The 25,463-nt window shown below is 71.3% G+C and carries 22 protein-coding genes; 15 read left to right on the top strand and 7 right to left on the bottom strand.

Annotated elements, in window-relative coordinates; all coding sequences use genetic code 11:
* Window positions 1–60 precede the first annotated feature (60 nt).
* A complete protein-coding gene (locus CP970_RS01140; protein ID WP_055550924.1) occupies window positions 61–663 on the bottom strand; it encodes a TetR/AcrR family transcriptional regulator in 603 nt (200 codons plus the stop codon).
* Window positions 664–790: 127 nt separating this feature from the next.
* On the opposite strand from CP970_RS01140, the gene CP970_RS01135 reads away from it, so the two are divergent.
* The gene (locus CP970_RS01135) at window positions 791–1,960 is read left to right on the top strand and encodes an alpha/beta hydrolase family protein (protein ID WP_055550925.1); all 1,170 of its coding nucleotides are present in this window, start codon (window positions 791–793) and stop codon (window positions 1,958–1,960) included.
* A gap of 23 nt (window positions 1,961–1,983) precedes the next feature.
* Here the strand turns inward: CP970_RS01135 and CP970_RS01130 are convergent, their stop codons facing one another.
* Window positions 1,984–3,603, bottom strand: a complete 1,620-nt coding sequence (locus CP970_RS01130) for an acyl-CoA synthetase (RefSeq protein WP_055550927.1) — start codon at window positions 3,601–3,603, stop codon at window positions 1,984–1,986.
* 220 nt (window positions 3,604–3,823) lie between these two features.
* Here CP970_RS01130 and CP970_RS01125 point away from each other — a divergent pair, with 220 nt between their 5' ends.
* From CP970_RS01125 to CP970_RS44630, 8 genes are all read left to right on the top strand, one after another.
* Window positions 3,824–4,624, top strand: a complete 801-nt coding sequence (locus tag CP970_RS01125) for a crotonase/enoyl-CoA hydratase family protein (protein WP_055550929.1) — start codon at window positions 3,824–3,826, stop codon at window positions 4,622–4,624.
* A 91-nt stretch (window positions 4,625–4,715) separates the two neighbouring features.
* Window positions 4,716–5,678 carry a Zn-ribbon domain-containing OB-fold protein gene (locus tag CP970_RS01120; protein ID WP_055550931.1) on the top strand — a complete coding sequence of 321 codons (963 nt, stop codon included), beginning with the start codon at window positions 4,716–4,718 and terminating at the stop codon, window positions 5,676–5,678.
* A complete protein-coding gene (locus CP970_RS01115) occupies window positions 5,679–6,758 on the top strand; it encodes a thiolase domain-containing protein (protein ID WP_398654383.1) in 1,080 nt (359 codons plus the stop codon).
* Between the two features lie 32 nt (window positions 6,759–6,790).
* Window positions 6,791–7,957 carry a thiolase domain-containing protein gene (locus CP970_RS01110; RefSeq protein WP_055550968.1) on the top strand — a complete coding sequence of 389 codons (1,167 nt, stop codon included), beginning with the start codon at window positions 6,791–6,793 and terminating at the stop codon, window positions 7,955–7,957.
* Between the two features lie 107 nt (window positions 7,958–8,064).
* On the top strand, window positions 8,065–8,307 hold the full coding sequence (locus CP970_RS01105) for a DUF397 domain-containing protein (RefSeq protein ID WP_055550933.1): 243 nt from the start codon (window positions 8,065–8,067) through the stop codon (window positions 8,305–8,307).
* A 297-nt stretch (window positions 8,308–8,604) separates the two neighbouring features.
* Complete coding sequence (locus CP970_RS01100) at window positions 8,605–9,105, top strand: hypothetical protein (RefSeq protein WP_055550935.1); 501 nt, start codon at window positions 8,605–8,607, stop codon at window positions 9,103–9,105.
* Window positions 9,106–9,300: 195 nt separating this feature from the next.
* Window positions 9,301–11,655: a glycoside hydrolase family 95 protein gene (locus tag CP970_RS01095; protein ID WP_055550937.1), complete on the top strand. Its 2,355-nt coding sequence runs from the start codon at window positions 9,301–9,303 to the stop codon at window positions 11,653–11,655.
* Window positions 11,656–11,949: 294 nt separating this feature from the next.
* Window positions 11,950–12,546: a hypothetical protein gene (locus tag CP970_RS44630; RefSeq protein WP_224059402.1), complete on the top strand. Its 597-nt coding sequence runs from the start codon at window positions 11,950–11,952 to the stop codon at window positions 12,544–12,546.
* 377 nt (window positions 12,547–12,923) lie between these two features.
* Here CP970_RS44630 and CP970_RS01085 read toward each other — a convergent pair whose 3' ends face one another.
* Window positions 12,924–14,915, bottom strand: coding sequence for an N-acetylmuramoyl-L-alanine amidase (locus CP970_RS01085; protein WP_055550941.1), 1,992 nt, complete (start codon window positions 14,913–14,915; stop codon window positions 12,924–12,926).
* A gap of 256 nt (window positions 14,916–15,171) precedes the next feature.
* Entirely contained in the window at window positions 15,172–15,753 is a 582-nt protein-coding gene (locus CP970_RS01080; RefSeq protein ID WP_055550943.1) for a mycothiol transferase, read from the bottom strand.
* A 78-nt stretch (window positions 15,754–15,831) separates the two neighbouring features.
* Here CP970_RS01080 and CP970_RS01075 point away from each other — a divergent pair, with 78 nt between their 5' ends.
* Window positions 15,832–16,512 carry a DNA alkylation repair protein gene (locus CP970_RS01075; RefSeq protein ID WP_055550946.1) on the top strand — a complete coding sequence of 227 codons (681 nt, stop codon included), beginning with the start codon at window positions 15,832–15,834 and terminating at the stop codon, window positions 16,510–16,512.
* A 15-nt stretch (window positions 16,513–16,527) separates the two neighbouring features.
* On the opposite strand, the gene CP970_RS01070 is transcribed toward CP970_RS01075, so the two are convergent.
* From CP970_RS01070 to CP970_RS01060, 3 genes are all read right to left on the bottom strand, one after another.
* Complete coding sequence (locus CP970_RS01070) at window positions 16,528–17,349, bottom strand: alpha/beta fold hydrolase (RefSeq protein WP_055550970.1); 822 nt, start codon at window positions 17,347–17,349, stop codon at window positions 16,528–16,530.
* 42 nt (window positions 17,350–17,391) lie between these two features.
* Window positions 17,392–18,225, bottom strand: a complete 834-nt coding sequence (locus CP970_RS01065; RefSeq protein ID WP_055550948.1) for an alpha/beta hydrolase — start codon at window positions 18,223–18,225, stop codon at window positions 17,392–17,394.
* A 140-nt stretch (window positions 18,226–18,365) separates the two neighbouring features.
* Entirely contained in the window at window positions 18,366–19,583 is a 1,218-nt protein-coding gene (locus CP970_RS01060) for an ROK family transcriptional regulator (RefSeq protein ID WP_055550950.1), read from the bottom strand.
* A gap of 190 nt (window positions 19,584–19,773) precedes the next feature.
* On the opposite strand from CP970_RS01060, the gene CP970_RS01055 reads away from it, so the two are divergent.
* The 5 genes from CP970_RS01055 to CP970_RS01035 are packed head-to-tail and all read left to right on the top strand — an operon-like array spanning window position 19,774 to window position 25,417.
* Entirely contained in the window at window positions 19,774–21,258 is a 1,485-nt protein-coding gene (locus CP970_RS01055) for a sugar ABC transporter ATP-binding protein (RefSeq protein WP_055550972.1), read from the top strand.
* Between the two features lie 31 nt (window positions 21,259–21,289).
* Window positions 21,290–22,291 carry an ABC transporter permease gene (locus CP970_RS01050; RefSeq protein WP_055550952.1) on the top strand — a complete coding sequence of 334 codons (1,002 nt, stop codon included), beginning with the start codon at window positions 21,290–21,292 and terminating at the stop codon, window positions 22,289–22,291.
* Window positions 22,288–23,301, top strand: coding sequence for an ABC transporter permease (locus CP970_RS01045; protein ID WP_055550954.1), 1,014 nt, complete (start codon window positions 22,288–22,290; stop codon window positions 23,299–23,301). Before CP970_RS01050 ends, CP970_RS01045 begins: the two co-directional genes overlap by 4 nt.
* Window positions 23,298–24,530: a substrate-binding domain-containing protein gene (locus CP970_RS01040; RefSeq protein ID WP_224058131.1), complete on the top strand. Its 1,233-nt coding sequence runs from the start codon at window positions 23,298–23,300 to the stop codon at window positions 24,528–24,530. Before CP970_RS01045 ends, CP970_RS01040 begins: the two co-directional genes overlap by 4 nt.
* A gap of 23 nt (window positions 24,531–24,553) precedes the next feature.
* On the top strand, window positions 24,554–25,417 hold the full coding sequence (locus tag CP970_RS01035; protein ID WP_107099012.1) for a sugar phosphate isomerase/epimerase family protein: 864 nt from the start codon (window positions 24,554–24,556) through the stop codon (window positions 25,415–25,417).
* Window positions 25,418–25,463 lie beyond the last annotated feature (46 nt).

Below are 25,463 nucleotides of genomic sequence, written 5' to 3'. Positions count from 1 at the left end.
ACCGGCGCGCGGCAGCGGACCTGCCGCTGGACAGCGACATGATCCGAAGGAAACAACTCCCTAGCGGGCGGCGGCTTTCAGCGCGGCCTCGATCACCCGGGCGAGTCTGTCCAGGTACTCGTCACCGCTGTCCTCTTCCATGATCAGCAGGCGGAAGCCCAGCGGTGCCATCAGGAGGTCCGCGGCCAGTTCCTGGTCCAGCGAGACCGGGAGTTCGCCCCGGTCGATCGCGGCCTGCAGCATGGCGCGCGCCACCGCCCGGCGCGGTGCCCCCACGCCCGTGTGAATCACGTCCGCGAGCGCGCCCGGTCGGCGGCTCTGCGCGAGCAGTCCGGGGCCGATGCTGCTCACCACCGGGTTGGTGAGCTGGCCGCGGAGGGTGCCGAGGAACTCGCGCAGATCGGTGTGCAGGGCTCCGGTGTCCGGAGTCGGCGGCAGCGCGCCCTTCACCGCTTCGCGAACCAGTTCGGCGAGCATCTCCTGCTTCGATGCCCAGCGTCGGTACAACGCGGCCTTGCCCACGCCTGCGCGCCGGGCGACCGCCTCCATGGACATCCGCTCGTAGCCGCTCTCCGCGAGTTCGGCGAAGGCCGCCTCGGTGATCGCCTCGGTCACCCGCTCCCGCAGTGCCGCGCCGCCGGTTGCCCTGCGTTCTGCTGCCATCCGCCCAGCATAGAGGAACGGAACGGGTGTGTTCCGTTCCGCTCTGCGGTGAGCTAGCATCACCTTCAGCGAACGGAACGGCACCGTTCCGTTCTGTTTCATTTCGTTTCCATGGGAGGCACTGACGATGAAATTCCTCTACGACAACGAGTCCTTCTCCTTCGAGGCGTTGAGGGCCGCCGGCTACGCCACGTACGGCGGCGCCGAGCTCGGCGAAGTCCTGGTGACCTGCCGCCTGATTCCGGACGGGGACGAAGAGGCGTGGTCGGCCCAGTGGGCCGCGACGGCGGCGCGGGTCGAGCGCATCGGCCGGGACGCGCTGGCCGCCGGACATCGGGTGAGTGCGCGGGAGGCGCTGCTGCGGGCCTCCAACTACTACCGGACCGCCGACTTCTACCGGCGTGCGGACCCGGCGAACGACACCGAGTCCGCGCGCCTTGCGAAGGCGTCAGGGCGGACCTTCGCGGACGCGGCCGCCCTGCTCGACGTCCCTGCCCGTGCCGTGCGCATCCCTTACGAGGACACCACCTTGCCGGGCTATCTGTTCCTCGCGGACGACTCGGGTGAGCCGCGCCCGACCGTGCTCTACCACGGGGGTTACGACTCCACCCTGGAAGAGGCCTACTTCGCGCTGGCCGCGGGAGCCCTGCGGCGGGGTTTCCACGTCCTCGCCTTCGACGGTCCAGGCCAGGGGAGCACCGTGCGCGAGCAGGGCCTGCACTTCCGGCCGGACTGGGAGGCCGTGGTCACCCCGGTCGTCGAGTTCGCGCTCGCCCTGCCCGAGGTGGACGGGGACCGGCTCACGCTCATCGGCACCAGCCTCGGCGGGTACCTCGCCGCACGGGCGGTCGCCTTCGAGCACCGCATCGCCGCCTGCGTACTGCACGACGGCGTGTACGACGTCCACCCCACGTTCGAGGCGGTCGCCCGGACCGCGGCCGAAACCCCCGGCGGCCTGGCAGCCGTGATGGCGCAGAGCACCTCGGCGCGCTGGTTGATCCACAACGGCTTGTGGACCCTCGGGGTCTCCGGTGCCGACGGACTCCTCGAGGCGTCCAAGGCCTACACCATGGAGGGACTCGCGGAGCGGATCGCCTGTCCGATGCTCGTTCTGGAGGCGGAGAACGACCAGTTCTTCACCGGCCAGCCGCAGCGCATTTTCGACGCGCTGACCTGCCAGAAGGAACTGATCGTCTTCCCCGAGGCGGAGGGCGGCGGCGAGCACTGCCACGAAGGCGCGGTCGCCCTGTGGCACCAGCGCACTTTTGACTGGCTGGACACACTGTTCGCCACGTGAGCGGCCTCGCACTCGCCGGAACCTCAGCTCGCCCCCTCGGCGGCCACCGCCTTCGCCCACCGGTAGTCCGCCTTGCCGCTCGGTGAGCGCTGTATGTGGTCGGTGAAGACCACCGACCGGGGGATCTTGTACCCGGCGAGCCGCGTGCGGCAGTGGGTCTGGACCGCTTCCAGGTCCAACGTGGGCGCCTCCGTGCGGAGTTGGACGACGGCGGCGACGCGGTTGCCCCAGCGTTCGTCGGGCACCCCGGCCACCAGCGCGTCGTACACGTCCGGATGGGACTTCAAGGCCTGTTCGACCTCCTCGGGGTACACCTTCTCGCCGCCCGTGTTGATGCACTGCGAGCCGCGCCCGAGCACGGTGACGATGCCCTGGTCGTCGACCGTCGCCATGTCGCCGAGCAGTACCCAGCGCTCGCCGTCCTTCTGGAAGAAGGTCTCGGCCGTTTTGCGCGGGTCGTTGTAGTAGCCGAGCGGGACGTGGCCGCGCTGGGCCAGGCGGCCCGGTTCGCCGACCGGCACCGGCTCGTGCGTCGCGGGATCGACCACCTGGGTGCGCTCGTTGACCTCCAGGCGGAAGCCCTTCTCGGGTCCTGAGTCGTCCGTCGCCTTGCCGTTGGAGCCGGACTCGGAGGAACCGAAGTTGTTGAGGAGCAGCACATTGGGCGCGAGCGCCTGGAACTGGGCGCGCACCGTCTCCGACATGATCGCCCCGGACGAGGAGACGCTGAAGAGGGAGGAGAGGTCGGTGCCCTTGAGCGGGCCGTGCAGCGCGTCGATCAGCGGCCTGAGCATCGCGTCGCCGACCAGGGAGACGCTGGAGACCTTCTCCCGCTCGATCGTACGGAGCACCTCTTCGGGCACGTACTTGCTGTGAATGACCACCCGCTGGCCGTAGTTGAACGCGATGAACGACGTCAGCGTGGACGTGCCGTGCATCAGCGGGGGCGTGGGGAAGAAGGTGAGCCCGGGGCCGCCCGCGGCGACCCGCTCGGCCAGCTCCTCGGGGCGCTTGACCGGCTCGCCCGTCGGCTCGCCGCCGAAGAGACCGGCGAAGAACAGGTCCTCCTGGCGCCACATGACGCCCTTGGGCATGCCGGTCGTGCCGCCGGTGTAGATGATGAACTGGTCGTCGGCCGACCGCGGCCCGAAGCCGCGCTCCGGCGATCCCGCGGCCTCCGCGTCGGTGAACGCCACCACGTCGAGCGCGGGCGCGTCGGCGGGCGGCGTACCCACCCGCACCAGGTGCCGCAGCTTCTCCGTGCGTGGCACCGCTGCCGCGACCCGCTCGGTGAACTCGGCGTCGAAGACGAGCGCCGCGAGGTCCGCGTCGCGGTAGAGGTAGACCAACTCCTCCTCGACGTAGCGGTAGTTGACATTGACCGGCACGAGTCGCGCCTTGAGGCAGCCGAGGACCGTCTGGAGGTACTCGACGCCGTTGTACAGATGCAGGCCCAGATGCTCGCCCGGCTTCAGGCCGCTGTCGATGAGATGGTGCGCGACGCGGTTGGCCGCCGCGTCGAGTTCCGCGTAGGTGAGGCGGCGCTCCGCGCCGGTGCCGGGATGATCGACATGGACGAGCGCCTCGCGGTCGGGGACCACGTCGACGACCGACTCGAACAGGTCGGCAAGGTTGTACTCCACCGCGCTCCTCCTGACCCCGGCGCCCACTGTGACGTCTCGCTTGGCGGTCATCAGAGCAGAGGCACCCCCAACTGGGAAGGGCCGCCGCACAAGAAAACTGACTGAGTGTCAGAAAACTATTGAACTGGCTCCCCGCCTGCTGCAACCTGTTCCAGGTCCGCAGCCGACAGGCCCGCCGCCCGGCGGCCGTCGACGGAGGCCGATGGAGGGAGCACGGCACATGGGTGGCACGGAACACCTCACCGTGCGGCGCGAAGGCGCCACACTGATACTCACGCTGAACAGGCCGGAAGCGAAGAACGCCCTCTCGCTGCCGATGCTCGTGGGCCTGTACGACGGCTGGCTGGAGGCCGACGGGGACGACACGGTCCGGTCGATCGTGCTCACCGGCGCGGGCGGCGCGTTCTGCGCGGGCATGGACCTCAAGGCCCTCGCGGGCAAGGGCATGGACGGACAGCGCTACCGGGACCGGATGACGGCCGACCCCGATCTGCACTGGAAGGCGATGCTGCGCCACCACCGCCCCCGCAAACCCGTCATCGCCGCCGTCGAGGGCTACTGCGTCGCGGGCGGCACCGAGATCCTCCAGGGCACCGACATCCGCGTCGCGGGCGAGTCCGCGACGTTCGGGCTCTTCGAGGTCAAGCGCGGCCTGTTCCCCATTGGCGGGTCAACCGTCCGTCTGCAGCGGCAGATTCCCCGTACGCACGCGCTGGAGATGCTGCTGACCGGGCGCCCCTACTCGGCGGCCGAGGCCGCGTCGATCGGGCTCATCGGGCACGTGGTGCCGGACGGCGCCGCGCTGGAGAAGGCGCTGGTCATCGCCGAACAGATCAACGCGTGTGGGCCCTTGGCGGTGGAGGCGGTGAAGGCATCCGTGTACGAGGCGGCGGAGATCTCCGAGACGGAGGGCCTGGCGGCCGAGCTGAAGAGGGGGTGGCCGATCTTCGACACCGCTGACGCGAAGGAGGGCTCCAGAGCCTTTACGGAGAAGAGGGCCCCTGTCTTCCGGCGTGCGTAGGCCGCTTCCTCGACTGCGGGCCGCGTCGTGGCTGGTCGCGCAGTTCCCCGCGCCCCTGACGGGGCCCTCCCTGTGAAACGGAGTTCCGCTCATGGCTTCTGCTCCCTCGCCCGAGGTGCTGCGCGCGCCTCTGGTTGTCGAGTTTCCGTTCACCCGGTCCCTCGGGCCCGTGCAGAGCGCCTTCCTCACCGGGCTGCGCGAGCGCACCGTGCTGGGAGTGCGGACCGGTGACGGCAGGACGCTCGTCCCGCCCGTCGAGTACGACCCCGTGACCGCCGAGGAGATACGGGAGCTGGTCGAGGTCGCCGACACGGGGACCGTGACCACCTGGGCCTGGAACCACGAGCCCCGGCGCGGCCAGCCGCTGGACACCCCCTTCGCCTGGGTGCTCGTGCGGCTCGACGGCGCCGACACCGGGCTGCTGCACGCCCTCGACGTGCCGGGGCCCGACGCCGTGCGCAGCGGCATGCGCGTGCGGATCCGGTGGGCCCCCGAACGGGTGGGCGCCATCACGGACATCGCCTGCTTCGAGGCGTACGAGGGGGATGGGGAAGCTCGTCAACCGGCGGCCCACAGCGGTGAGTTCGCCGACCCCGTGACCGGGATCGTCGCGGCCGCGCGGCTCGACTACACCTACTCGCCGGGCCGTGCGCAGAGCGCGTACATCGGCGCCCTCGCCGAACAGAAGACCGTCGGCGAGCGCTGCCCGTCCTGCCGCAAGGTGTACGTGCCGCCGCGCGGGGCCTGCCCCACCTGTGGCGTGGCCACGGTGGAGCGCGTGGAGGTCGGGCCGCGCGGCACCGTCACGACGTACTGCATCGTCAACATCAAGGCGAAGAACCTCGACATCGAAGTGCCGTACGTCTACGCCCACATCGCCCTCGACGGCGCCGACCTCGCCCTCCACGCACGCATCGCGGGCATCCCGTACGACCAGGTCCGCATGGGCCTGCGCGTCGAACCGGTCTGGGCCGAAGGCGGCCGGTTCCCCGACCACTACCGGCCCACCGGCGAACCCGACGCCGACTACGACACGTACAAGGAGCTGGTGTAGATGGCGCCCCGCAAGCCGTCCGTGATGCGGCCCGCCCGCGAGGTGGCGATCGTCGCCTTCGGGCAGACCCGGCACCAGCGTTCCACCGACGAGCTCTCCGAGGTCGAGATGCTCATGCCGGTGCTGCACGAAGTCCTCGCCGCCACCGGCCTGAAGACAAGCGACATCGGGTTCACCTGCTCGGGCTCGTCCGACTACCTGGCGGGCCGGGCCTTCTCCTTCACGATGGCGCTCGACGGAGTGGGCGCCTGGCCGCCGATCTCCGAGTCGCACGTCGAGATGGACGGCGCCTGGGCGCTGTACGAGGCGTGGACGAAACTCCAGACCGGCGAGGCGGACACCGCGCTCGTGTACTCCTACGGAAAGTCGTCCCCGGGCTCCGTGCGCGACGTCCTGACCCGACAGCTCGACCCGTACTACGTGGCCCCGCTCTGGCCCGACGCCGTGGCGCTCGCCGCGCTCCAGGCGCAGGCGCTCATCGACGCGGGGGAGACCGACGAGCCCGCACTCGCCGGGATCGCCACCCGCAGCCGGGCATCGGCCGACGCCAACCCCCACGCACAGCTGGGCAGTTCGGCCGGGCAGGGCGACTACGCCGTACGCCCCCTGCGTACGGGCGACTGTCCGCCGGTCGGCGACGGGGCCGCCGCGGTGATCCTCGCCGCCGGGGACCGCGCGCGCGACCTGTGCGCGCGGCCCGCGTGGATCCGGGGCATCGACCACCGCATCGAGGCGCACGCGCTCGGCGTGCGCGACCTGACCGCATCGCCCTCGACGCGTCTTGCCGCGGAACGGGCGGGCGTCTTCGAACGGCCCGTGGACACCGCCGAGTTGCACGCGCCCTTCACCTCGCAGGAGGTCGTCCTGCGCAAGGCCCTCGGACTCGGCGACGACGTCGACGTCAATCCATCGGGCGGCGCGCTCGCCGCCAACCCCGTCATGGCCGCGGGCCTCATCCGGCTCGGCGAGGCCGCCGCCCGCATCCACCGGGGCGCGTCGGACAGGGCCGTCGCGCACGCCACGTCAGGGCCCTGCCTCCAGCAGAACCTCGTCGCCGTCCTGGAAGGAGATGCCCGATGAGCACCTCGGTCGGTACTTCGGTCGGTACTTCGGTGGGCAAGGAACCGGTCGCCGTCGTCGGCATCGGCCAGACCAAGCACGTGGCCGCCCGGCAGGACGTGTCCATCGCGGGACTCGTCCGCGAGGCCGCCCAACGTGCCCTGTCTGACGCCGAGTTGAGCTGGGTCGACATCGACGCCGTGGTCATCGGCAAGGCGCCCGACTTCTTCGAGGGCGTCATGATGCCGGAGCTGTACCTCGCCGACGCGCTCGGCGCGGTCGGCAAACCCATGCTGCGCGTGCACACCGCGGGCTCCGTCGGCGGCTCCACGGCGCTCGTCGCCGCCAACCTGGTCGCGGGCCGTGTCCACGGCACCGTCCTGACGCTCGCCTTCGAAAAGCAGTCGGAATCCAACGCCATGTGGGGCCTCTCGCTCCCCATCCCGTTCCAGCAGCCGCTCCTCGCGGGCGCGGGCGGCTTCTTCGCTCCCCACGTACGCGCCTACATGCGACGCACCGGCGCGCCCGACTCGGTCGGCTCCCTCGTCGCGTACAAGGACCGGCGCAACGCCCTGAAGAACCCCTACGCACACCTCCACGAGCGGGACATCACCCTGGAGAAGGTCCAGGCGTCCCCGATGCTCTGGGACCCGATCCGCTACTCGGAGACCTGCCCGTCCTCCGACGGCGCCTGCGCGATGATCCTCACCGACCGCGCGGGCGCGGCCCGTTCGCCCCGGCCGCCCGCCTGGATGCACGGCGGCGCGATGCGCAGCGAGCCCACGCTCTTCGCGGGCAAGGACTTCGTGTCCCCGCAGGCGGGCAAGGACTGCGCCGCCGACGTCTACCGGCAGGCGGGCATCGCGGACCCGCGCCGGGAGATCGACGCCGTCGAGATGTACGTGCCCTTCTCCTGGTACGAGCCGATGTGGCTCGAGAACCTGGGCTTCGCCGCGGAGGGCGAGGGCTGGAAGCTCACCGAGTCCGGCGTGACGGAGCTCGAAGGCGATCTCCCGGTGAACATGTCGGGCGGCGTCCTCTCCACCAATCCGATCGGCGCTTCCGGCATGATCCGCTTCGCCGAAGCGGCACTTCAGGTGCGCGGGCAGGCGGGCGAACACCAAGTGGACGGCGCCCGCAGGGCACTTGGCCACGCCTACGGAGGCGGCTCCCAGTTCTTCTCCATGTGGCTCGTCGGAGCCGAACCGCCCACCACCTGAACGGCCGTGCGCGCGGGACGGGCGGCGGCCTTGCCGCCGCGGCCTGTCCGGCACCCGGAGCGAAAGCTAGGCTGGCGCCGGACGACGCACTCGGGAGGAGCACGGACGTGGCCGAAAGCACCACTCAGCAGTACCCGCTCACGGGCTGGGACAAGCCGCAGCTCGACCTCAGCACGGCCGACTGGCGATCGAGCAGTGAAGGGCGCGGCGATGTGGAGATCGCCTTCGTCGAAGGGTTCGTCGCGATGCGCAACAGTGGACGGCCGGAGAGCCCGTCCTTGATCTTCACCCCCGCGGAGTGGGGGGCCTTCGTGCATGGTGCGCGAGAGGGAGAGTTCGACTTGACGTAGCGCTGTGCGAGGCCGGGGCGGTGAGGGCTTCTGGGTCGCTGCGGGCAGGTGGGGGCTTGTCGCGCAGTTCCCCGCGCCCCTACGGGGCACGAGCCCCGTCGTTGTAGGGGCGCGGGGAACTGCGCGCTCAGCCACGACGCACCCGCGGTGAAGGCCGCGACCGGGTTGTTGGTTCTCAAGGGGCGCGGGGAACTGCGCGACAAGCACCCACGGACCCGCAGCAAAGGACGCTACCGTTCACGCCCCCGGCGCCGGGGCCCGCTCAAGGGAACGCCGCGCGACCCGTACCATGGACGCATGTCCTTCCTCCGCCGCCGCAGCGCCGCCACACCCGCGGGCCCGGACTTCGATGTCCTGGCCATGGACCCCGGTGACTGGCCCGGCAACCTCGGCGCGGGCCTGCTGCCCGCACCCGACGGCAGCTGTCAGGGCGTCTTCCTGCGCTACGACCTGTTCGGCGGCCGCGGCCCCGCGATGATCATCGGCAACCTTCCCGAGGGGTCCCCGGCCAGGGAGACCGCCGACGGAGAGGTGCCCTTCGAGGTCGCGCAGCTGCTGCTCGCCCTGGAGAACGAAGAGGAGATCACGGTCGTCTCCTCGGAGGACATGCCGGTGATGCAGGGGGACAACCTCCTCATCGTGCGCCGTCTGAAGCTTTCGGAGAGCCGCATCTCCTGTGTGCAGTTCGACCGCAGTGACAACGTCCTCGTGACGATCGCCGCCTGGGACCGGCCGATCACCGACGACCTCTACGCGCTCCTGAAGCCGCTGCCCGCGGAACTCTTCCAGCAGGGCTGACAGCAGGGCTGACAGCAGGGCTGACAGCAGGGCCGACGGCGAGGCTGACAGCAGGGTTGAAGGCAGCGCCCACCACATTCGTCCAAGCGCCGCCCCGTTCCGTCCAAGGAACGGGGCGGCGCTCTGTCTTGCCAGCCAGTCATCGGACTTTTAACGTGGCCGGTCATGACTCAGGGGATGACACGAAGAACCACGATGAAGTCCGCGCTCGGTGGGGCAGCCGCCGTCGCAGCGGGCGGAGGCGGACTCGCAGGCGCCGTGGCGGGCGGCGCGGAGGCGGCGGAAGGCGGGGGAGCGACCAAAGATCCATCCGATGAATTGCTGCTCTGGTATCGGACGCCCGCCGCCGACTGGGAGCGCGAGGCCCTCCCCATCGGCAATGGAGCCCTCGGCGCCATGGTCTTCGGCACCCTCGCCTCCGAGCGGCTCCAGTTCAACGAGAAGACCCTGTGGACCGGTGGCCCCGGCTCCCGGGAGGGCTACGACTTCGGCAACTGGCGCGCGGCGCGGCCCGGCGCGCTCGACGCCGTCCGCGCGGAGCTCGACGAGAAGGGCAGGCTCGCCCCCGACGCGGTCGCGGGCGAGCTGGGCCAGGCCCGACGCGGCTACGGCGCGCACCAGACGTTCGGGGACCTGCACATCGACATGCCGGGGACGCCGGACGCGCCGGACACCTCGTACCGCCGCAGCCTCGACCTGGGACAGAGCCTCGCCACGGTCACCTACGACCGTCAACAGGCTTCCCACCGGCGGGAGTTCTTCGCCTCGTACCCGGACGGCGTGATCGTCGGCAGGCTCTCCGCGACGCGCGCCGCTCAGGTCACCTGCACCCTGCGGTACACCTCGCCGCGCGCCGATTTCACGGCGAAGGCCGCCGGGGACCGGATCACCGTGCGCGGTGAACTCGCCGACAACAAGCTCGTGTTCGAGGCCCAGATACGGGTCGTGCACCGGCGTGGCACCCGCACCGCGCACGCCGACGGGAGCGTCACGGTGACCGGCGCCGACCACGTCTGGTTCGTCCTCGCCGCAGGCACCGCGTACGCCGACACCTACCCCGACTACCGCGGCGACGACCCGCACGCCGCGATCACCCGCACCGTCGACGCCGCCGTCGCCAAGGGCCACGACGCCCTGCGCGCCCGCCACCTGCGTGACCACCGAGCACTCTTCGACCGGGTCGCCCTCGACATCGGCCAGGCCCCGCCCGGCGACGTCCCGACCGACCAGCTCCTGAAGCAGTACACGGGCGGCGCGACCGCCGCCGACCGGGCCCTGGAAGCGCTCTTCTTCCAGTACGGGCGCTATCTGCTCATCGCCTCGTCGCGCGCGGGATCCCTGCCCGCCAACCTCCAGGGCGTGTGGAACAACAGCACCACGCCGCCCTGGTCGGCTGACTACCACACCAACATCAACCTCCAGATGAACTACTGGCTCGCCGAAGCGGCCAACTTGCCGGAGACCACCGCTCCGTACGACCGGTTCGTCGAAGCCCTGCGCGCGCCGGGACGCCGTACGGCCAAGGAGATGTTCGGCAGCCGCGGCTGGGTCGTGCACAACGAGACCAATCCGTACGGCTTCACCGGCGTGCACGACTGGTCGACCGCCTTCTGGTTCCCCGAGGCCGCGGCCTGGCTCACCGCACAGCTCTACGAGCACTACCGCTTCGGCGGCTCCACGGACTACCTGCGCTCCACCGCGTACCCCGCGATGAAGGAGGCCGCCGAGTTCTGGCTCGACAACCTGCGCACCGATCCGCGCGACGGCACGCTCGTCGTCACGCCGAGCTACTCGCCCGAGCACGGCGACTTCACCGCAGGTGGTGCCATGGCCCAGCAGATCGTTCACGACCTGCTCAGCAACACGCTGGAGGCGGCCCGCACGCTCGGTGAGTCACCGGCGTTCCGCGCCGAACTGGAGCAGGCCATCGGCGCGCTCGACCCCGGTCTGCGCGTCGGATCCTGGGGTCAACTCCAGGAGTGGAAGGCGGACTTGGATGACAAGGGCGACGACCACCGGCACGTGTCCCACCTCTACGCCCTGCACCCCGGACGTCAGATCGAGCCGGGCAGCCGGTGGGCCGAGGCGGCGAAGGTCTCCCTGACGGCGCGCGGCGACGGCGGCACCGGCTGGTCCAAGGCGTGGAAGATCAACTTCTGGGCGCGGCTGCGCGACGGCGACCACGCGCACAAGATGCTCGGCGAACAGCTCAAGTCCTCGACCCTGCCCAACCTCTGGGACACCCACCCGCCGTTCCAGATCGACGGCAACTTCGGCGCGACGTCCGGCGTCGTGGAGATGCTGCTGCAGAGCCAGCACGACGTCATCGAGGTGCTGCCCGCGCTGCCCACGGGGTGGCCCGAAGGGTCGGTGCGCGGACTCAGGGCGCGCGGCGGCGCCACCGTCGACATCGAGTGGTCGGGCGGCCGCGCCCGCCGCATCGTCGTACGGGCGGCGCGGACCCGTGAACTCACCGTACGCAGCGGCCTGTTGAGCGGCGGGCAGCGGACGTTCAAGGCGCGGGCCGGACAGCGGTACACCTTCGAGTGATGGGAGACGGTCCCCGGCTCCGTACGAAGCCGAGGACCTGGCTCCCCCCTGGTGCCTTCCCATCGTGCCGCGCCGCGGGCGCCGTGAGTTGTCGATGCGCGCGGTGTTACTTGTCGTTCCGCGCAGACCGTCCCGCGGCCGGTGTGCCGTGCGGCACCGTCCGGCGGAGTTCTCTGGGCGACACGCCGTACGCGGCGCGGAACGCCCGGCTGAAGTCCGCCGGGCGCAGGAGCCCCACCGGGCGGCGACGGCGCTGATGGGGCGGCGCCGCAGCCGGGGGTCGAGGAGGTCGGCGTGGCAGCGTTCCAGGCGCCGTCGGCGGATCGAGGCCGCCACGGTCTCGCCCTGCTGGCGGAAGAGCGAGTGGAGGGAGCGCAGGGAGATGTGGTGGTGGGCCGCGATGTCCGCGGGTGTCAGCTCCGGATCGCCGAGGTTGTGGTCGATGAAGGCGTTGACGCGGGACAGCATCGCCTGACGGCGGGTGTCGGCAGGCAGCTCCTCGTACGCGCCCAGGTGCTGGGCCAGACCTGCGGCCGCCAGGTCGAGGGCGACCGTGCCGAGGCGGTCCAGCTCACCGGGGTCGCAGTCGGGGCCGTAGGCGTTCAGCGAGGTCACGAATCGGGCGAGGATCGCTCCCATGCCGGTGCGGGCCGACAAGGGCCTGGCGAGGAGCTGACGCACCCTGTTCACCGGAAACGGCAGGCCGTCGTTGGGAAGCTGCACGATGACCACTTCCGTGTTGCGCCCCTGGTCGGGTACCTCGCCCTCGAAGGGCTGCGAGAGGTCGAAGAGCACCATGTCGCCGAAGACGAGCCCGGAGTCCTGGCGCCGCTGGCTGATCCACAACGGGCTGCCGGACACGAACGTCAGCTGGTACGTGCCCGGGTCTGACTGCCGGATGTCCGCCCAGGTCCTCCTCAGGTGCGCGGGCGGGCTGCTGAACGCGGCCACCCGCACGGAGCCGAGGTCGAGGACCGAGGCCCACGCGGGGAAGTCCACGGCGCCCTGCGCACAGGTGAGGGAGAGGGGTGCCAGCTCGCGGGAGACCAGCTCGCTCCAGAACGGCAGCTGATCCCGCGCGGGCAGCTCCTCGTTCGACGTGCTCAGCCACATTCCCGCACCTCCTGAGGGAAACCGAGCGCGCTCCGGTAGGGTCCACGCCCGGTTTCCCTACCCCGCGGAGCCGGGCGGAGTCCCCCGTGCGTCGGGTCCGGGCCCGCCCCCACGCGGACCCGGACCCGACCCTTCATGGTGGTCCTACGGTGGTGCTACGAACCCGACCGCACCACCCGCACATCGGCGGCCCGCACGTACCCGACGCGGTGCCCGTACTGGATGACGTAGTACATGTCCTTGCCGCGCACCACCCTGTGCGGCGCGGTGTCGAACGTCGGCGAGTAGAAGTACTCGCCCGGCACCTTGTCGCCGATCACGTAGCGCTGGCCCGCCAGGATCTTGTACGGCAGCGGGGAGACCGTCTGCACGGGCACGCCCGCCGGGTAGGCCTCCTTCTCCGGGTAGGCGCGGCCGTACACCGGGACCTCGGTGGCGCCCTCCTTCGGCGTCACCACGTACCCCTTCGCGTCGACGGCCGTGGGCTGCTTCCTCGGGTTCTTGAACCACGCCTTCTGGCCCAGGTACCAGACGGCCGTCCAGTCGCCCTGGCGGTCGGCGACCGCGTACTGCTGGCCGGTCGAGAGCCGCGGCCCCGTGTCGTTCACGTCGATCGTGGAGTCCTGGCCGCCCGGGCGCTTGCCGATGTCCTTGATCAGCGGCGCGTCGTCACGCGGCTCGGTGTGCACGCGGACCGCGGTCGAACCGTGCGGCACGCACGTCTCGCCGGGCTTGACGCAGCCCGTGTACTCCGGGCGGTTCTTGGCGTACTCGGGCGCCACGGTGACCAGGCCGCCCTTGGGGCCCGCCGTCTTCTTGAACGGCTTGCCGAGCAGCGTGAAGTAGTGCTGCCAGTCCCAGTACGGGCCCGGGTCCGTGTGCATCCCCGGGATCGTCGAGGTCACGGTGCCCTGCACGTTGTCGTGGCCGAGGATGTGCTGCCGGTCCAGCGGGATGTCGTACTTCTTCGCGAGGTACTTCACCAGGCGGGCGGAGGAGCGGTACATCGCCTCCGTGTACCAGGTGTCCGGGGCGGTGAGGAAGCCCTCGTGCTCCAGGCCGATCGACTTGGAGTTCACGTACCAGTTGCCCGCGTGCCAGGCGACGTCCTTGGCCTTCACGTGCTGGGCGATGTGGCCGTCGGTGGAGCGCAGCGTGTACTGCCACGACACGTACGTCGGGTCCTGCACCAGGTTCAGGACCCCCTCCCAGCGGCCCTCGGTGTCATGGATGACGATCGTGTCGATGCTCTGCGACTTGGGCCGGTCCGACAGGTCGTGGTTGCCGTAGTCCGGGTTGCCCTGCGGGTCCTTGAACTCCTCGTACGGCGCGGGGATCCACTCGCAGGAGACGGTCCTGGGGCACTCGGTCTCGCCCGCGGCCGCCTTGCGCAGCCCCATGCGCCGCAGCTGCGCGGGGTCGGTCCGCAGCCCTCGATCGGCCGCGAGCGTGACGCGCTGGCCGGAGTCCGTGACGCGCCGCTCGCCGTCGCGCATGACGGCGAACACGTCATTGGCGTACGACGCGGCGGTGGCCCGGTCGTCCGCGCCGGAGAAGCGGGCGATGGCGCCGTACCAGTCGGCGGGGTCGGCGCTCAGCGGCTTGCCGAGCCCCCGCTGGGCGGCGGCGAGCAGCGCGGCACCGCCTTCAACGTTCGCGGCGGCGTCCGTGCGCAGCTGCTCGGCAGAGCGGCCGGTGAGCTCGGCGGCGCGGGGCAACGTCTTGAGCCTGGCCGGGAGTTGGGAATCCGCGGGGATCTTCGCCTTCGGCGGGAGCGCCGGGCGCGAGGTGTCGCCGCGCGGGTCCTCCTTGCCCTCGCCGTGGTGCGGGGCGTTGGCGATGGCGGTCCTGGCGTCGGTCAGGTGCATGGGGCCGTAGCCGCCGGTCACGCTGGCCGCGCCGCCGTGCGCGTCCCAGCGTGACTGGAGGTAGGAGACGCCGAGCAGCACGCTCTGGGGAACGTGGTACTCGGCGGCGGCGGACGCGAAGGCACCCTGCAGCCCTGCGGTGGACGCCTGTTCGGGGGCGCCCGCCGAAGGGGCGGCGCCGAGCAGCGGAATCAGCAGACCGGCCGACGCGAGAGCGCCCACCGTCCTGATGGTTCGTCTGCGCGCGTACGAGGTAGGGGCGGTGTCGGATCCTCGCAATGCAGCCTCCTGGGCCGATGAAGCGTGACGGGGCGTGCGGGGCCGGGCGTGCGTCAGTGGTACCGGCTCTCCGACGATCCGTCAATCATGCCCAGAAGAAGGGATTCCCCATGTCAGCGCCGGTACCGGCGGGTTACGAACAGGTTTTCGCCAAAGGAGCCGTCACCGCCTGCGGTGCGTCAGTGGAGTGGACCAATGGGGAGAGGGGAGATCCACCTGTTCGGGGGAGTGCGCACGGGACCGGGCCCGGCAGCCGTCACTGCCCCACCCGTCCGTCGACGCACTCGCGCAACAGGTCGGCGTGCCCGCTGTGCCGCGCGTACTCGTCGATCCTGTGCACGAGCAGCTCCCGGATCGCGATCCCGTCCTTGCCCACGCGCAGGCCCAGATCCGGGAACGCGGCCAGCGCGGCGTCGGTCGCGGCCTGCTCGCGCTCCAGGTCCGCGTACGCGGCGTCGACCACGGCCTGTTCGGAGACGGCGCCGTGGAAGTCCGCGTCCTTCTTGCCGTACAGCTTGGGCAGCGGATCGTCGTGCGTGAGCCAGTTGCGCCAGTCCCGCTCCACCTCGGCCAGGTGGCGGACGAGACCGAGCAGCGACATCGTCGACGGCGGCACCGACCGCCGGGCCAGCTGCTCCGGGCTCAGCCCCTCGCACTTCATCCGCAGGGTCATGCGGTAGCTCGACAGGAAGTCCACCAGGGTCGCGAGCTCACCGTCCGGGCCGGTGCCGTCGCTGTCACGGGGGTCGTTGTCCGGGTCCGTCCACATGTCGGGATAGACGGTCGCCTCGGTCCATCGCGCGGGCCGCTGTTCACTGAGATCACTCATGCGCGCCATGCTGGCCCGCGCGGGCCCGGCCTTGCCACTTCTTTACCGCGTAGGCTGCGTGCACACGACGGCGCAGGTGAGGGACAGATGGCCGAGACGACAGGGACGACCGTGGCCGAGGTGATGGCCGAGTTGGCCGGTCTCGCGGACCCGAAGATCCGTGCGGTGAACGAGAAGCACGGCGACGATCACGCCGTGAACCTCGGCAAGCTGCGCGCGATCGCGAAGCGGCTGAAGACGCGGCAGGAGCTCGCGCGCGAGCTCTGGGCCACGGGCGACAGCGCGGCGCGGCTGCTCGCGCTCCTGATCTGCCGCCCGAAGGACTTCGGGCGCGCCGAGCTGGACGCCATGCTCCGCGAGGCACGCACCCCCAAGACGCACGACTGGCTCGTGAACTACGTGGTGAAGAAGAGCCCGCACGCCGACGAGCTGCGCCTGGCCTGGTTCGCGGATCCTGACCCGGTCGTCGCGAGCGCAGGCTGGGCGCTGACCACCGAACGCGTGGCGAAGAAGCCCGCGGGCCTCGACCTCGCGGGACTGCTCGACGTCATCGAGGCCGACATGAAGGGCGCGCCGGAGCGCCTTCAGTGGGCGATGAACCACTGCCTGGCCCAGATCGGCATCGACCACGCCGAACACCGCGCCCGCGCCGTCGGCATCGGCGAACGCCTCCAGGTGCTCAAGGACTACCCGACCTCGCCCGGCTGCACGTCTCCGTTCGCGCCGGTCTGGATCAGCGAGATGGTGCGTCGGCGGGACGGCGCGTAGGGCACCGGGGACGGGTCAGGACGCCAGGAACGTGAGCAGGTCCGCGTTGAACTCCTCCTCGTAGGCGCCGTACAGGCCGTGCGGGGCGCCCGGATACACCTTCAGGGTCGCGTCCTTGACGAGGTGCACGGCCTTGCGGGCCGCGGCGACGATCGGCACGATCTGGTCGTCGTCGCCGTGCGCGAAGAACGTGGGCACGTCGATGCGCCGCAGGTCGTCCGTGAAGTCGGTCTCGGAGAACTGCCGCACACAGTCGTACGCCGCCTTGGCGCCGACCTGCATGCTCTGCAGCCAGAAGGCGTCGCGCAGGCCCTGGGACACGCTGGCCGTCGGCCGGTCGGCGCCGTAGAACGGCACGCTCAGCTCGTGGTAGAACTGCGCGCGGTCGGCGCGCACCCCTTCTCGCAGGGCGTCGAAGGCATCCGGGGGCAGGCCCTCCGGGTTGGCCTCGGTCTGGAGCATCAAGGGCGGGACGGCCCCGAGGAGCACCACCTTGGAGATCCGGCCCGTGCCGTGCCTGCCGATCGCGCGGACCACCTCGCCGCCGCCCGTCGAGTGGCCCACGAGGACGGCCTCGCGGAGGTCGAGGCTCGCCAGGAGCCCGGCGAGGTCGTCGGCGTAGGTGTCCATGTCGTTGCCGTGCCACGGCTGGTCGGAGCGGCCGTGGCCGCGCCGGTCGTGGGCGATGGCGCGGTAGCCGTGCTCGGCGACCAGACGCAGCTGGTTGTCCCAGGCGTCCGCGTTCAGCGGCCAGCCGTGGCTGAAGACCACGGGCTGCCCGGCACCCCAGTCCTTGTAGTGGATCGAGGTCCCGTCGGCGGTCGTGATGGTGCCCATGAGCATGTCCCCTTCCCGGTCTGGTCGGTGCCGCGTGGCACGTCAGACGAAGCGTCGTACGAACGTCAGGGCGAGGTCGGCGACCTCCTTCCACCTGCTGTCGAGCGTCAGCGCGTGGTCGCGGCCGTGCAGCTCGGTGATCTCCGTGACGGACGTGTTGCGCTTCTGCCGCTTGTACGCGCCGTTGGCGAGCGCCCAGGGCACGGCGTTGTCGTGGCTGCCGGAGACGATGAGGAGCGGCCCGCGCTGCGGAGTGCGGGAGTCCGCCTTCGCCTCGGTACGGGGATTGAAGTTGGCCATGGCCGCCTGCATGGGCGGGGCGCACGGCGCCGGTACGGCGTAGCGGTCGTAGATGGCGCGGGCCTCCTCCTCGCCGACGGCGTTGGCGTAGGCGTAGCGGAACTGTTCGTAGGTCAGCTGCTTGGCGCGCTTGCGGTTCGCGGGGTTGGCGATCATCGGGATCAGGGAGCGCACCGTGGACACGGGGAGCGCGAGGACGCCGCGGAACGGCGCGGGATCGATCGCCACCGACACGGCGGACAGGCCGCGCCCCGCGAGGATCTGCGTGAGCATCCCGCCGACGGAGTGTCCGATCACGGCGGGTTTGCGCTCCAGGGTGTTGATGAGACCCGCGAGGTGGTCGGCGACCTGGCCCACGGTCTTGCCCGCGATGGCCTCGGGGTGGGCCCTGGCCTCGGCGATCGTCTCCGCTTCGCCCGGCCAGGTGAGGGCGACCGGTGCGTACCCGGCGGCCTCGAAGTGCGGGAGCCAGTGGTCCCAGCTGCTCGCCAGCATCCAGAGGCCGTGCACGAACACGACCGGCGTGCGACCGGAGGAGTTGGCCCGGTCGATCTGCTCTGCGTCGGTAACGGACATACCCAGACGCTACGGTCGCAAGTCCCTTGCTGTAAGGGAGAGTTGACGGTGTGGCCGATACTGCCGCGTGCGCTTCCGGATCGCGCCGTCGCGGGGCGGGACGGCGGGGCTCGCGGTACGACGGTCCGGCGGCGTCTCGCTCAGCGTGCCGCGCCCGCCAGGACCCGGTCCACCTGCCGCGGCGACAGCGCGTGCTCGACGGCGAGGATCCCGGCGCCGACCGCCGCCGCGTTCTCGCCGGTGCGGCTCGGCTCGATGCGCAGCACATGGGTGGCCAGCGGATGCGAGCGGCGGTACACCGCTTCCCGTACGCCCGCGAGGAGTTGGTCGTGCACGGCGGCGAGCGCGCCGCCGACCACCACGGTGTCCGGATTGAAGAAGTTCACCAGGCCCGCGAGCACCTCGCCGACCGATCGGCCCGCCTCGCGCACCATCCGCACGGCGTCCCGGTTGCCCGACTTGACCAGGCGTACGACGTCGCTGCCCGATGTCGCCTCCAGGCCGAGCGCCGACAGCCTGCGGGCGAGCGCCGCGCCGCCCGCGATCGCCTCCAGGCAGCCGGAGTTGCCGCACCGGCAGGGATCGTCCAGTTCGCCGACGCGGATGTGCCCGATGTCGCCCGCGCTGCCCTGCGCACCCCGGTGCAGGCGGCCGTCCGCGACGATGCCGCAGCCGATGCCCGTGCCCACCTTGATGTAGAGCAGATAGCGGGTGTCGGGGAAGGCGCGGCGCTGCTCGGCGAGGGCCATCACGTTCACGTCGTTGTCGACGAGGGCCCGCGCGCCGAACCGCTCGGCGAAGAACTCGGGAATGGGGTACTGGTGCCAGCCCGGCATGATCGGCGGATCCACCGGGCGGCCCGTGGAGAACTCGACGGGCCCCGGCACGCCGACGCCGATCGACTGGAGCGCGTCCGGGGAGCGCCCCGCCTCCTTCAGGAGCGTGTGCAGCGCGCGCTCCACATGGCCGAGAACGGCCCCTGGGCCGTCCGCGATGGACAGCGGGTCCTCGCGCAGCGCCAGAGTCTCGCCGCCGATGTCCATGAGCGCGACCCGGCAGTGCGAGGCGCCCAAGTCGACCCCCGCCACCGCGTGTTCACGGGTGCGCAGCCGCAGTCTCCGGGGCGGCCGCCCGCCCGTCGACCCGCCGTCGGCCTCCTCGGTGAGGAAGCCGTGGGCGATCAGGGCGTCCACGCGCTGCGACACCGTCGACCGGGCGAGCCCCGTGAGACGGGCGATGTCCGCGCGGGTCGCGGCGGCTCCCGTACGCAGCAGGGCGAGCACCTCGCCGGGTGAGGACGGCGCGGCGGCGGGGGCGGAAGAGGCCTCGGGAAACGGGTGATCCGGCGCTCCAGACATGGAGCCACCCTAGGGACGACTTCCGCTGCTCACAAGGCCGATGGTGTTCGACGATCGACCTAAGTCACCGTCAACTCCCGTACAAAGAAAGCTGCTTGGACCCTTGACAGGTCAAAGTTGTCTCATCACATTGCTCTGCAGACCGCTGCCGAAGGAGCCGAGGGTGCAGGCGATGCAGGCGACACAGACGATGTTGGCGATGCACGGCGTGTCCAAGAGCTTTCTCGGGGTGCGCGTGCTGCACGGCGTCTCGCTCGACCTCGCCGCCGGCGAGGTGCACGCACTCGTCGGCGAGAACGGCGCGGGCAAGTCCACGCTGATGAAGGTCCTCGCGGGCGAACACGTCCCCGACGAGGGCGCCATCGTGCTCGACGGCGAGGAACACCACTTCACCCATCCCGCGCAGGCCCAGGCCGCCGGAATCGGCATCATCCACCAGGAGTTCGCCCTCCTGCCGCACCGGACCGTCGCGGAGAACGTCTTCCTGGGCCGCGAACCGACCCGCTACGGCCTCGTCGACCGCCGCGCCATGGAGGCCCGCACCGCCGAACTCCTCGACGAGGTCGGCGTATCGGGCATCACGCCACGCACCCACGTCCGCGAACTCTCCGTCGCCCGGCAGCAGACCGTCGAGATCGTCAAGGCCCTCGCCTCCGACGTGCGCGTCCTGGTCATGGACGAACCGTCCGCGCCGCTCGCCGACCACGAGGCAGGGCTCCTGCACGCGCTGGTGCGCAGGCTCGCCGACCGGGGCCTCGGCATCCTCTACATCTCGCACCGCCTACGCGAGGTCTTCGACCTCTCGCACCGGGTCACGGTCCTCAAGGACGGCCGCCACGTCATGACCGCGCCCACGGATCGGACCGACGCCGACGAGGTCGTACGGGCCATGGTGGGGCGGGAGTTGAGCGCCTACTACCCGCCGCGCGCCAGTCCGGGGGACATCGGCGACGTCCGCCTGACCGTGCGCGGCGGCGGCAACGACCGGCTGCGCGACATCGACCTGACGCTGCGCGCGGGCGAGGTCACCGGCATCGCCGGACTGCAGGGCTCCGGACGCACCTCGCTGGTGCGCGCCCTGTTCGGCGCCGCGCCCTTCGCCCGCGGGGCGATGACCGTGGACGGCACCGCGCTGCGCCCGGGAAACCCGCGCCGGGCCATCCGCGCGGGCATCGCCCTGGTCACCGAGGACCGCAAGGCCGAGGGGCTCGCCCTGCGCCAGTCCGTGCGCGACAACGCCCTTCTGGTCACCCGCGCCGTGCCCCAGCGCGACCGGCCGCCCGCCGACCGCGACCTCACCGCGCTCCTGGAACGGGTCAGACTCCAGGCGCGCGGCCACGACCAGCAGGCCCAGTACCTGTCCGGCGGCAACCAGCAGAAGGTCGTCATCGCCAAGTGGCTCGCCGCACGCCCCCGCGTGCTGCTCTTCGACGAGCCGACCCGCGGCGTCGACGTCGGCGCCAAGGCCGCCATCCACACCCTCGTGCGGGACCTCGCGAAAGAGGGCCTCGCCGTGCTCATGGTCTCCTCCGAACTGCCCGAGCTCATCGGCATGAGCGACCGCGTCCTGGTCATGTCCGAGGGCCGGATCGCCGGTGAACTCCCGCCCGGCGCCTCGGAGGAGGACGTGATGCGGCTCGCCACGGCGCGGCACGCGCACCAGGACGGCCCGTGAACCCGGCGCCGCAAGCCCAGGAGGAAGCCGCATGACCGGCACCACCCTCGCACCGACCCCCGCCGTGACCTCCGCGTCCCGGCGCCGCTCCCGGCTCGCCGACCCCGCCGTCGGCGTCTGGCTCGCCGCGGGCGTCGTGACCGCGCTCGGCTGGCTCGTCGTCGCCGCCAGGGGAGGCGACTTCCTCACCCAGGCCAACGTGGTCGGCATCCTGCAGAACTGCGTCGCCCTCGGCCTCGTCGCCGTCGGCCAGACCGCCGTCATCCTGACCGGCTCCCTCGACCTGTCGGTGGCGTACCTCATCAGCCTCGGCACGCTCGTCGCCGCCACCACGATGGAGGACGGCAGCGTCCTCACCGCGGTCCTCGCCGTCCTCGCGCTCTCCGCGGCCGTCGGCCTCGCCAACGGCCTCATCGTCACGGGCCTCAAGGTCAACGCGTTCATCGCGACCCTCGGCACCGCCTTCATCCTGCGCGGCTGGATCGAGGACAACTACACGGGCCCCGCGGGCAAGGTGTCCGCCTCCTTCCAGCACCTCGGCTACGACCGCGTCGGACCCGTCCCGGTCTCCGTGTTCCTGCTGCTCGCCGTCGCCGCCGCGCTCTGGCTGATCACGCGCCGCACCCGCTTCGGACACCATCTGTACGCCACCGGGGGCGACGAACACGCGGCGCGCCTGTCCGGCGTCCGTACCCGGCGCACCGTCATCGCCGCGCACGTCCTGTGCTCGCTTTGCGTCGGGGCCGCCGCGCTGTTCCTCGCCGCGCGGCTCGGCGCGGGCGCCCCGTGGGCGGGCACCGAGGCCCGCTACGACCTGGAGTCGATCGCCGCCGTCGTGCTCGGCGGAACGGTGCTCGCGGGCGGGCGCGGGGGAGTGGCGGGCACGCTCGGCGGCGTCCTCGTCCTCGCCGTCCTCGACTCCGTCTTCAACCAGCTCGGCGTCGACCCGTTCTTCAAGAACGTCGTCCGCGGCGTCGTCATCATCGCCGCCGTCGCCCTCTACGCGCGGCGCGGCAGCAGGAGGCCCGCATGACCACGGCCACGGCGACTCCCGCCCCGCACAAGCGTCTCGCCCGCATGCTCGGCACGGGAGCGCCCGTCTACGCGCTGCTCGCGGCGCTGCTCATCGTCCTCGCGGTCACCGACATCGGCTTCTACGAACCCGACCGCTTCCTCGCCTTCGTCAAGCGCGCCGCGCCGCTGGTGATCCTAGCCGCGGGCCAGTACCTGGTCATCGTCTGCGGCGAGTTCGACCTGTCCGTCGGCGCGATCGTCACCGCGGGAGTCGTCGCGGCCGCCGAGGTCTACGGCTCCTACCCCGACGCGCCCTGGCTGCTCGTCGCCGCCGGGCTGCTGCTGGCGGGCGCCCTGGCCGGACTGGTCAGCGGGCTGATCACCACCCGACTGCGCGTGCCGTCGTTCATCACCACGCTCGGCATGATGCTGATCCTCGAAGGCGCCGTCTTCTACTGGACCGGCGGCTCACCGCACGGCCAACTCCCGCAGGACTTCCGGCAACTGGGCCGTGGCACCGCCATGGGCTGGCTGCCTTGGGCGGTGCTGGCCTGCCTGGTCGCGGGAGCCGTCGCCGTACTGCTCATGCGCTCCGACTTCGGCCGCACGCTCATCGCCACCGGTGACAACGAACGCGCCGCCGCGCTCGCCGGGGTCCGGGTGCACCGCGCCCGCGTCATCGCCTTCGTCCTCTCCGGCGCGGCCGCCGCGCTCGCCGCGGTGCTCGTGGGAGGTTTCTCCGGGGTGTCCGCGCAGGCGGGCCGGGGCTACGAGTTCGAGGCGATCACCGCCGTGGTCCTGGGCGGCGTCGTGCTCGGCGGCGGCCGGGGAAGCGTCGTCGCCGCGATGGCGGGTGCCTTCTCGCTACAGGCCCTGTTCACGCTGCTCAACCTGCGGGGCGTGTCCGGCGCCCTGGAGTCCACCGTCCAGGGCGTCATCGTCATCGCCGCCGTCGGCATCGGGGCCGCCGACTTCTCCCGGCTGCGCCGTCGTCGTCGTACTCACTCACCGGGAGGGACACCCTCATGAATCCCCGCATGGTCCGCGGACGCACGGCCCGCAGGCGCGCCCTCGCGTCGGCCGCCGTCCTGCTGACGGGCGCCCTGCTCGCCTCGTGCTCCAGCGACACCCCGCCGGACGCGCCCGCGGCGGCGGGCGAGAGCCAGGACTCCGGTGGCGACAAACCCTCCAAGTTCTTCGAACGAGCCGAGTACGAACGGCAGTTGAAGCTCGGCGAAGAGACCCCGAAGGGTCCCGAGGGCAAGCCCTGGGAGCAGATGCTCGAACCACAGATGGTCTCCACCGCCCAGTACCGGAAGAAGGGTCAGGGCGATGACGTCCACCTCTGCTTCTCCAACGCCGGGGTCTTCAACCCCTGGCGGCAGGTCGGCCTGAAGACCATGAAGGCCGAGGTGAAGCTGCACGAGGAGATCTCCGACTTCACCGTCCTCGACGCGCAGGGCAAGGACGACAAGCAGATCTCCGACATCCAGGAGCTGGCGGGCAACAAGGACTGCGACGCGCTGATCGTCTCGCCGAACACCACCGCCACCCTCACCCCCGCCGTGAAGGAGGCGTGCGGCAAGCTGCCCGTCATCGTCTTCGACCGAGGGGTCGAGACCGACTGCGCCGTCACCTTCGTCAACCCCATCGGCGGGTACGGCTACGGCGCGGTCGCCGCGGACTTCCTCGTCGAGAAGGTGAAGCCCAAGGGCAAGATCCTCGCCCTGCGCATCTCGCCCGGTGTGGACGTCCTGGAAACCCGCTGGTCGGCGGCGAAGCTCGCCTTCGACAAGAGTGAACTCGATGTCGCCGACGTGAAGTTCACCGACGGCGACCCGGCCAAGACCAAGTCGATCGTGGCCGACGCGATCTCCCGGCACGGCTCCATCGACGGCGTCTGGATGGACTCCGGCGCCACGGCCGTCGCCGCCGTCGAGGCGTTCGAGGACGCGGGCGTCGACGTGCCGCCCATCACCGGCGAGGACCAGCAGGACTTCCTCCAGGTGTGGAAGGACAAGAAGCTCACCGCGATCGCCCCCACCTACCCCACGTTCCAGTGGCGTACGCCGGTCATCGCCGCGCTGCGCGTCCTCGACGGCAAGAGCGTCCCCAAGGAGTGGAAGCTCCCGCAACCGACCGTCACGCAGGACAACCTGGACGAGTACCTCAAGGACGGCATGCCGCCCCTGCACTACGCGATGTGCGGCTGCCAGCGCATGCCCGGCTTCCCCGGGGACTGGGGAGGCAAGAAGTGACCTCCGCTGCTCAAAAAGACACTGTGGCCTGGCAGTTGGGCGCCAACCCGTGGATCTGGCACTCGCCCGTGACCAGTGAGGCGCTCGGCGAGACGCTGCCCCGTCTCGCGGGCTGGGGCTTCGACTGCGTGGAACTCCCGCTGGAGAGCCCCGCCGACTGGGACCCCGCGTCCACCGTCAAACTCCTCGACGCCACGGGCCTGACCCCCGCCGCCGTCATCGCGGTCATGGCCGAGGGGCGCAACCTGGTCCGTGCCGACCCGGCGACCGTCCGCGTCACTCAGGACTACCTGCGCCGCTGCGTCGACGCCGCCCACGCGGTGGGCGCCCCCGTGGTGGCGGGCCCGGTGTACGCGCCGGTCGGGCGCACCTGGCGGATGGACGGCGCCGCGCGTTCGGCGGCGTACGAGGAGTGGCGCGAGCACCTCGCCCCGGTCGTCGCCTACGCGGCGCGCGCCGGTGTCCGCATCGCCGTCGAACCCCTCAACCGCTACGAGACGAGCCTGCTCAACACCGTCGCGCAGACCCTCGACGCCCTCGAAGGGCTACCCGAGGAGCCGATCGGCATCGCGCTGGACACCTACCACCAGAACATCGAGGAACACTCCCTGCCCGAGGCCGTCCACGCCGCGGCGGGGCGCATCGCGCACGTCCAGGTGTGCGCGAACGACCGGGGCGCGCCCGGCGCCGACCACCTCGACTGGCCCGGCTTCCTGCGCGCCCTGCACGAGGTCGGCTATCAAGGCCCGCTGTGCATCGAGTCGTTCACCGCGCACAACGACGCCATCGCCGTAGCCGCCTCCGTCTGGCGCCCGCTGGCCCGCAGCCAGGACGCGCTCGCCACCGACGGCATCGGCTTCCTGCGCCGCACCCTCGCGGCCCTCTGAGTTTCCGGCATCCGGCACCCGCACCTCCGTCCACACAGAAAGGACC

The sequence above is a fragment of the Streptomyces kanamyceticus genome (genome assembly GCF_008704495.1).
Classification (GTDB): domain Bacteria; phylum Actinomycetota; class Actinomycetes; order Streptomycetales; family Streptomycetaceae; genus Streptomyces; species Streptomyces kanamyceticus.
This window is presented reverse-complemented; position numbering and strand designations above follow the sequence as displayed.

Coding starts and splice junctions, on each gene's coding strand:
- CP970_RS01140 (WP_055550924.1), bottom strand. CDS start 663: ATGGCAGCAGAACGCAGGGCAACCGGCGGCGCGGCACTGCGGGAGCGG.
- CP970_RS01135 (WP_055550925.1), top strand. CDS start 791: ATGAAATTCCTCTACGACAACGAGTCCTTCTCCTTCGAGGCGTTGAGG.
- CP970_RS01125 (WP_055550929.1), top strand. CDS start 3,824: ATGGGTGGCACGGAACACCTCACCGTGCGGCGCGAAGGCGCCACACTG.
- CP970_RS01120 (WP_055550931.1), top strand. CDS start 4,716: ATGGCTTCTGCTCCCTCGCCCGAGGTGCTGCGCGCGCCTCTGGTTGTC.
- CP970_RS01115 (WP_398654383.1), top strand. CDS start 5,679: ATGGCGCCCCGCAAGCCGTCCGTGATGCGGCCCGCCCGCGAGGTGGCG.
- CP970_RS01100 (WP_055550935.1), top strand. CDS start 8,605: ATGTCCTTCCTCCGCCGCCGCAGCGCCGCCACACCCGCGGGCCCGGAC.
- CP970_RS01095 (WP_055550937.1), top strand. CDS start 9,301: ATGAAGTCCGCGCTCGGTGGGGCAGCCGCCGTCGCAGCGGGCGGAGGC.
- CP970_RS01080 (WP_055550943.1), bottom strand. CDS start 15,753: ATGGCGCGCATGAGTGATCTCAGTGAACAGCGGCCCGCGCGATGGACC.
- CP970_RS01075 (WP_055550946.1), top strand. CDS start 15,832: ATGGCCGAGACGACAGGGACGACCGTGGCCGAGGTGATGGCCGAGTTG.
- CP970_RS01070 (WP_055550970.1), bottom strand. CDS start 17,349: ATGGGCACCATCACGACCGCCGACGGGACCTCGATCCACTACAAGGAC.
- CP970_RS01065 (WP_055550948.1), bottom strand. CDS start 18,225: ATGTCCGTTACCGACGCAGAGCAGATCGACCGGGCCAACTCCTCCGGT.
- CP970_RS01060 (WP_055550950.1), bottom strand. CDS start 19,583: ATGTCTGGAGCGCCGGATCACCCGTTTCCCGAGGCCTCTTCCGCCCCC.
- CP970_RS01055 (WP_055550972.1), top strand. CDS start 19,774: ATGTTGGCGATGCACGGCGTGTCCAAGAGCTTTCTCGGGGTGCGCGTG.
- CP970_RS01050 (WP_055550952.1), top strand. CDS start 21,290: ATGACCGGCACCACCCTCGCACCGACCCCCGCCGTGACCTCCGCGTCC.
- CP970_RS01045 (WP_055550954.1), top strand. CDS start 22,288: ATGACCACGGCCACGGCGACTCCCGCCCCGCACAAGCGTCTCGCCCGC.
- CP970_RS01040 (WP_224058131.1), top strand. CDS start 23,298: ATGAATCCCCGCATGGTCCGCGGACGCACGGCCCGCAGGCGCGCCCTC.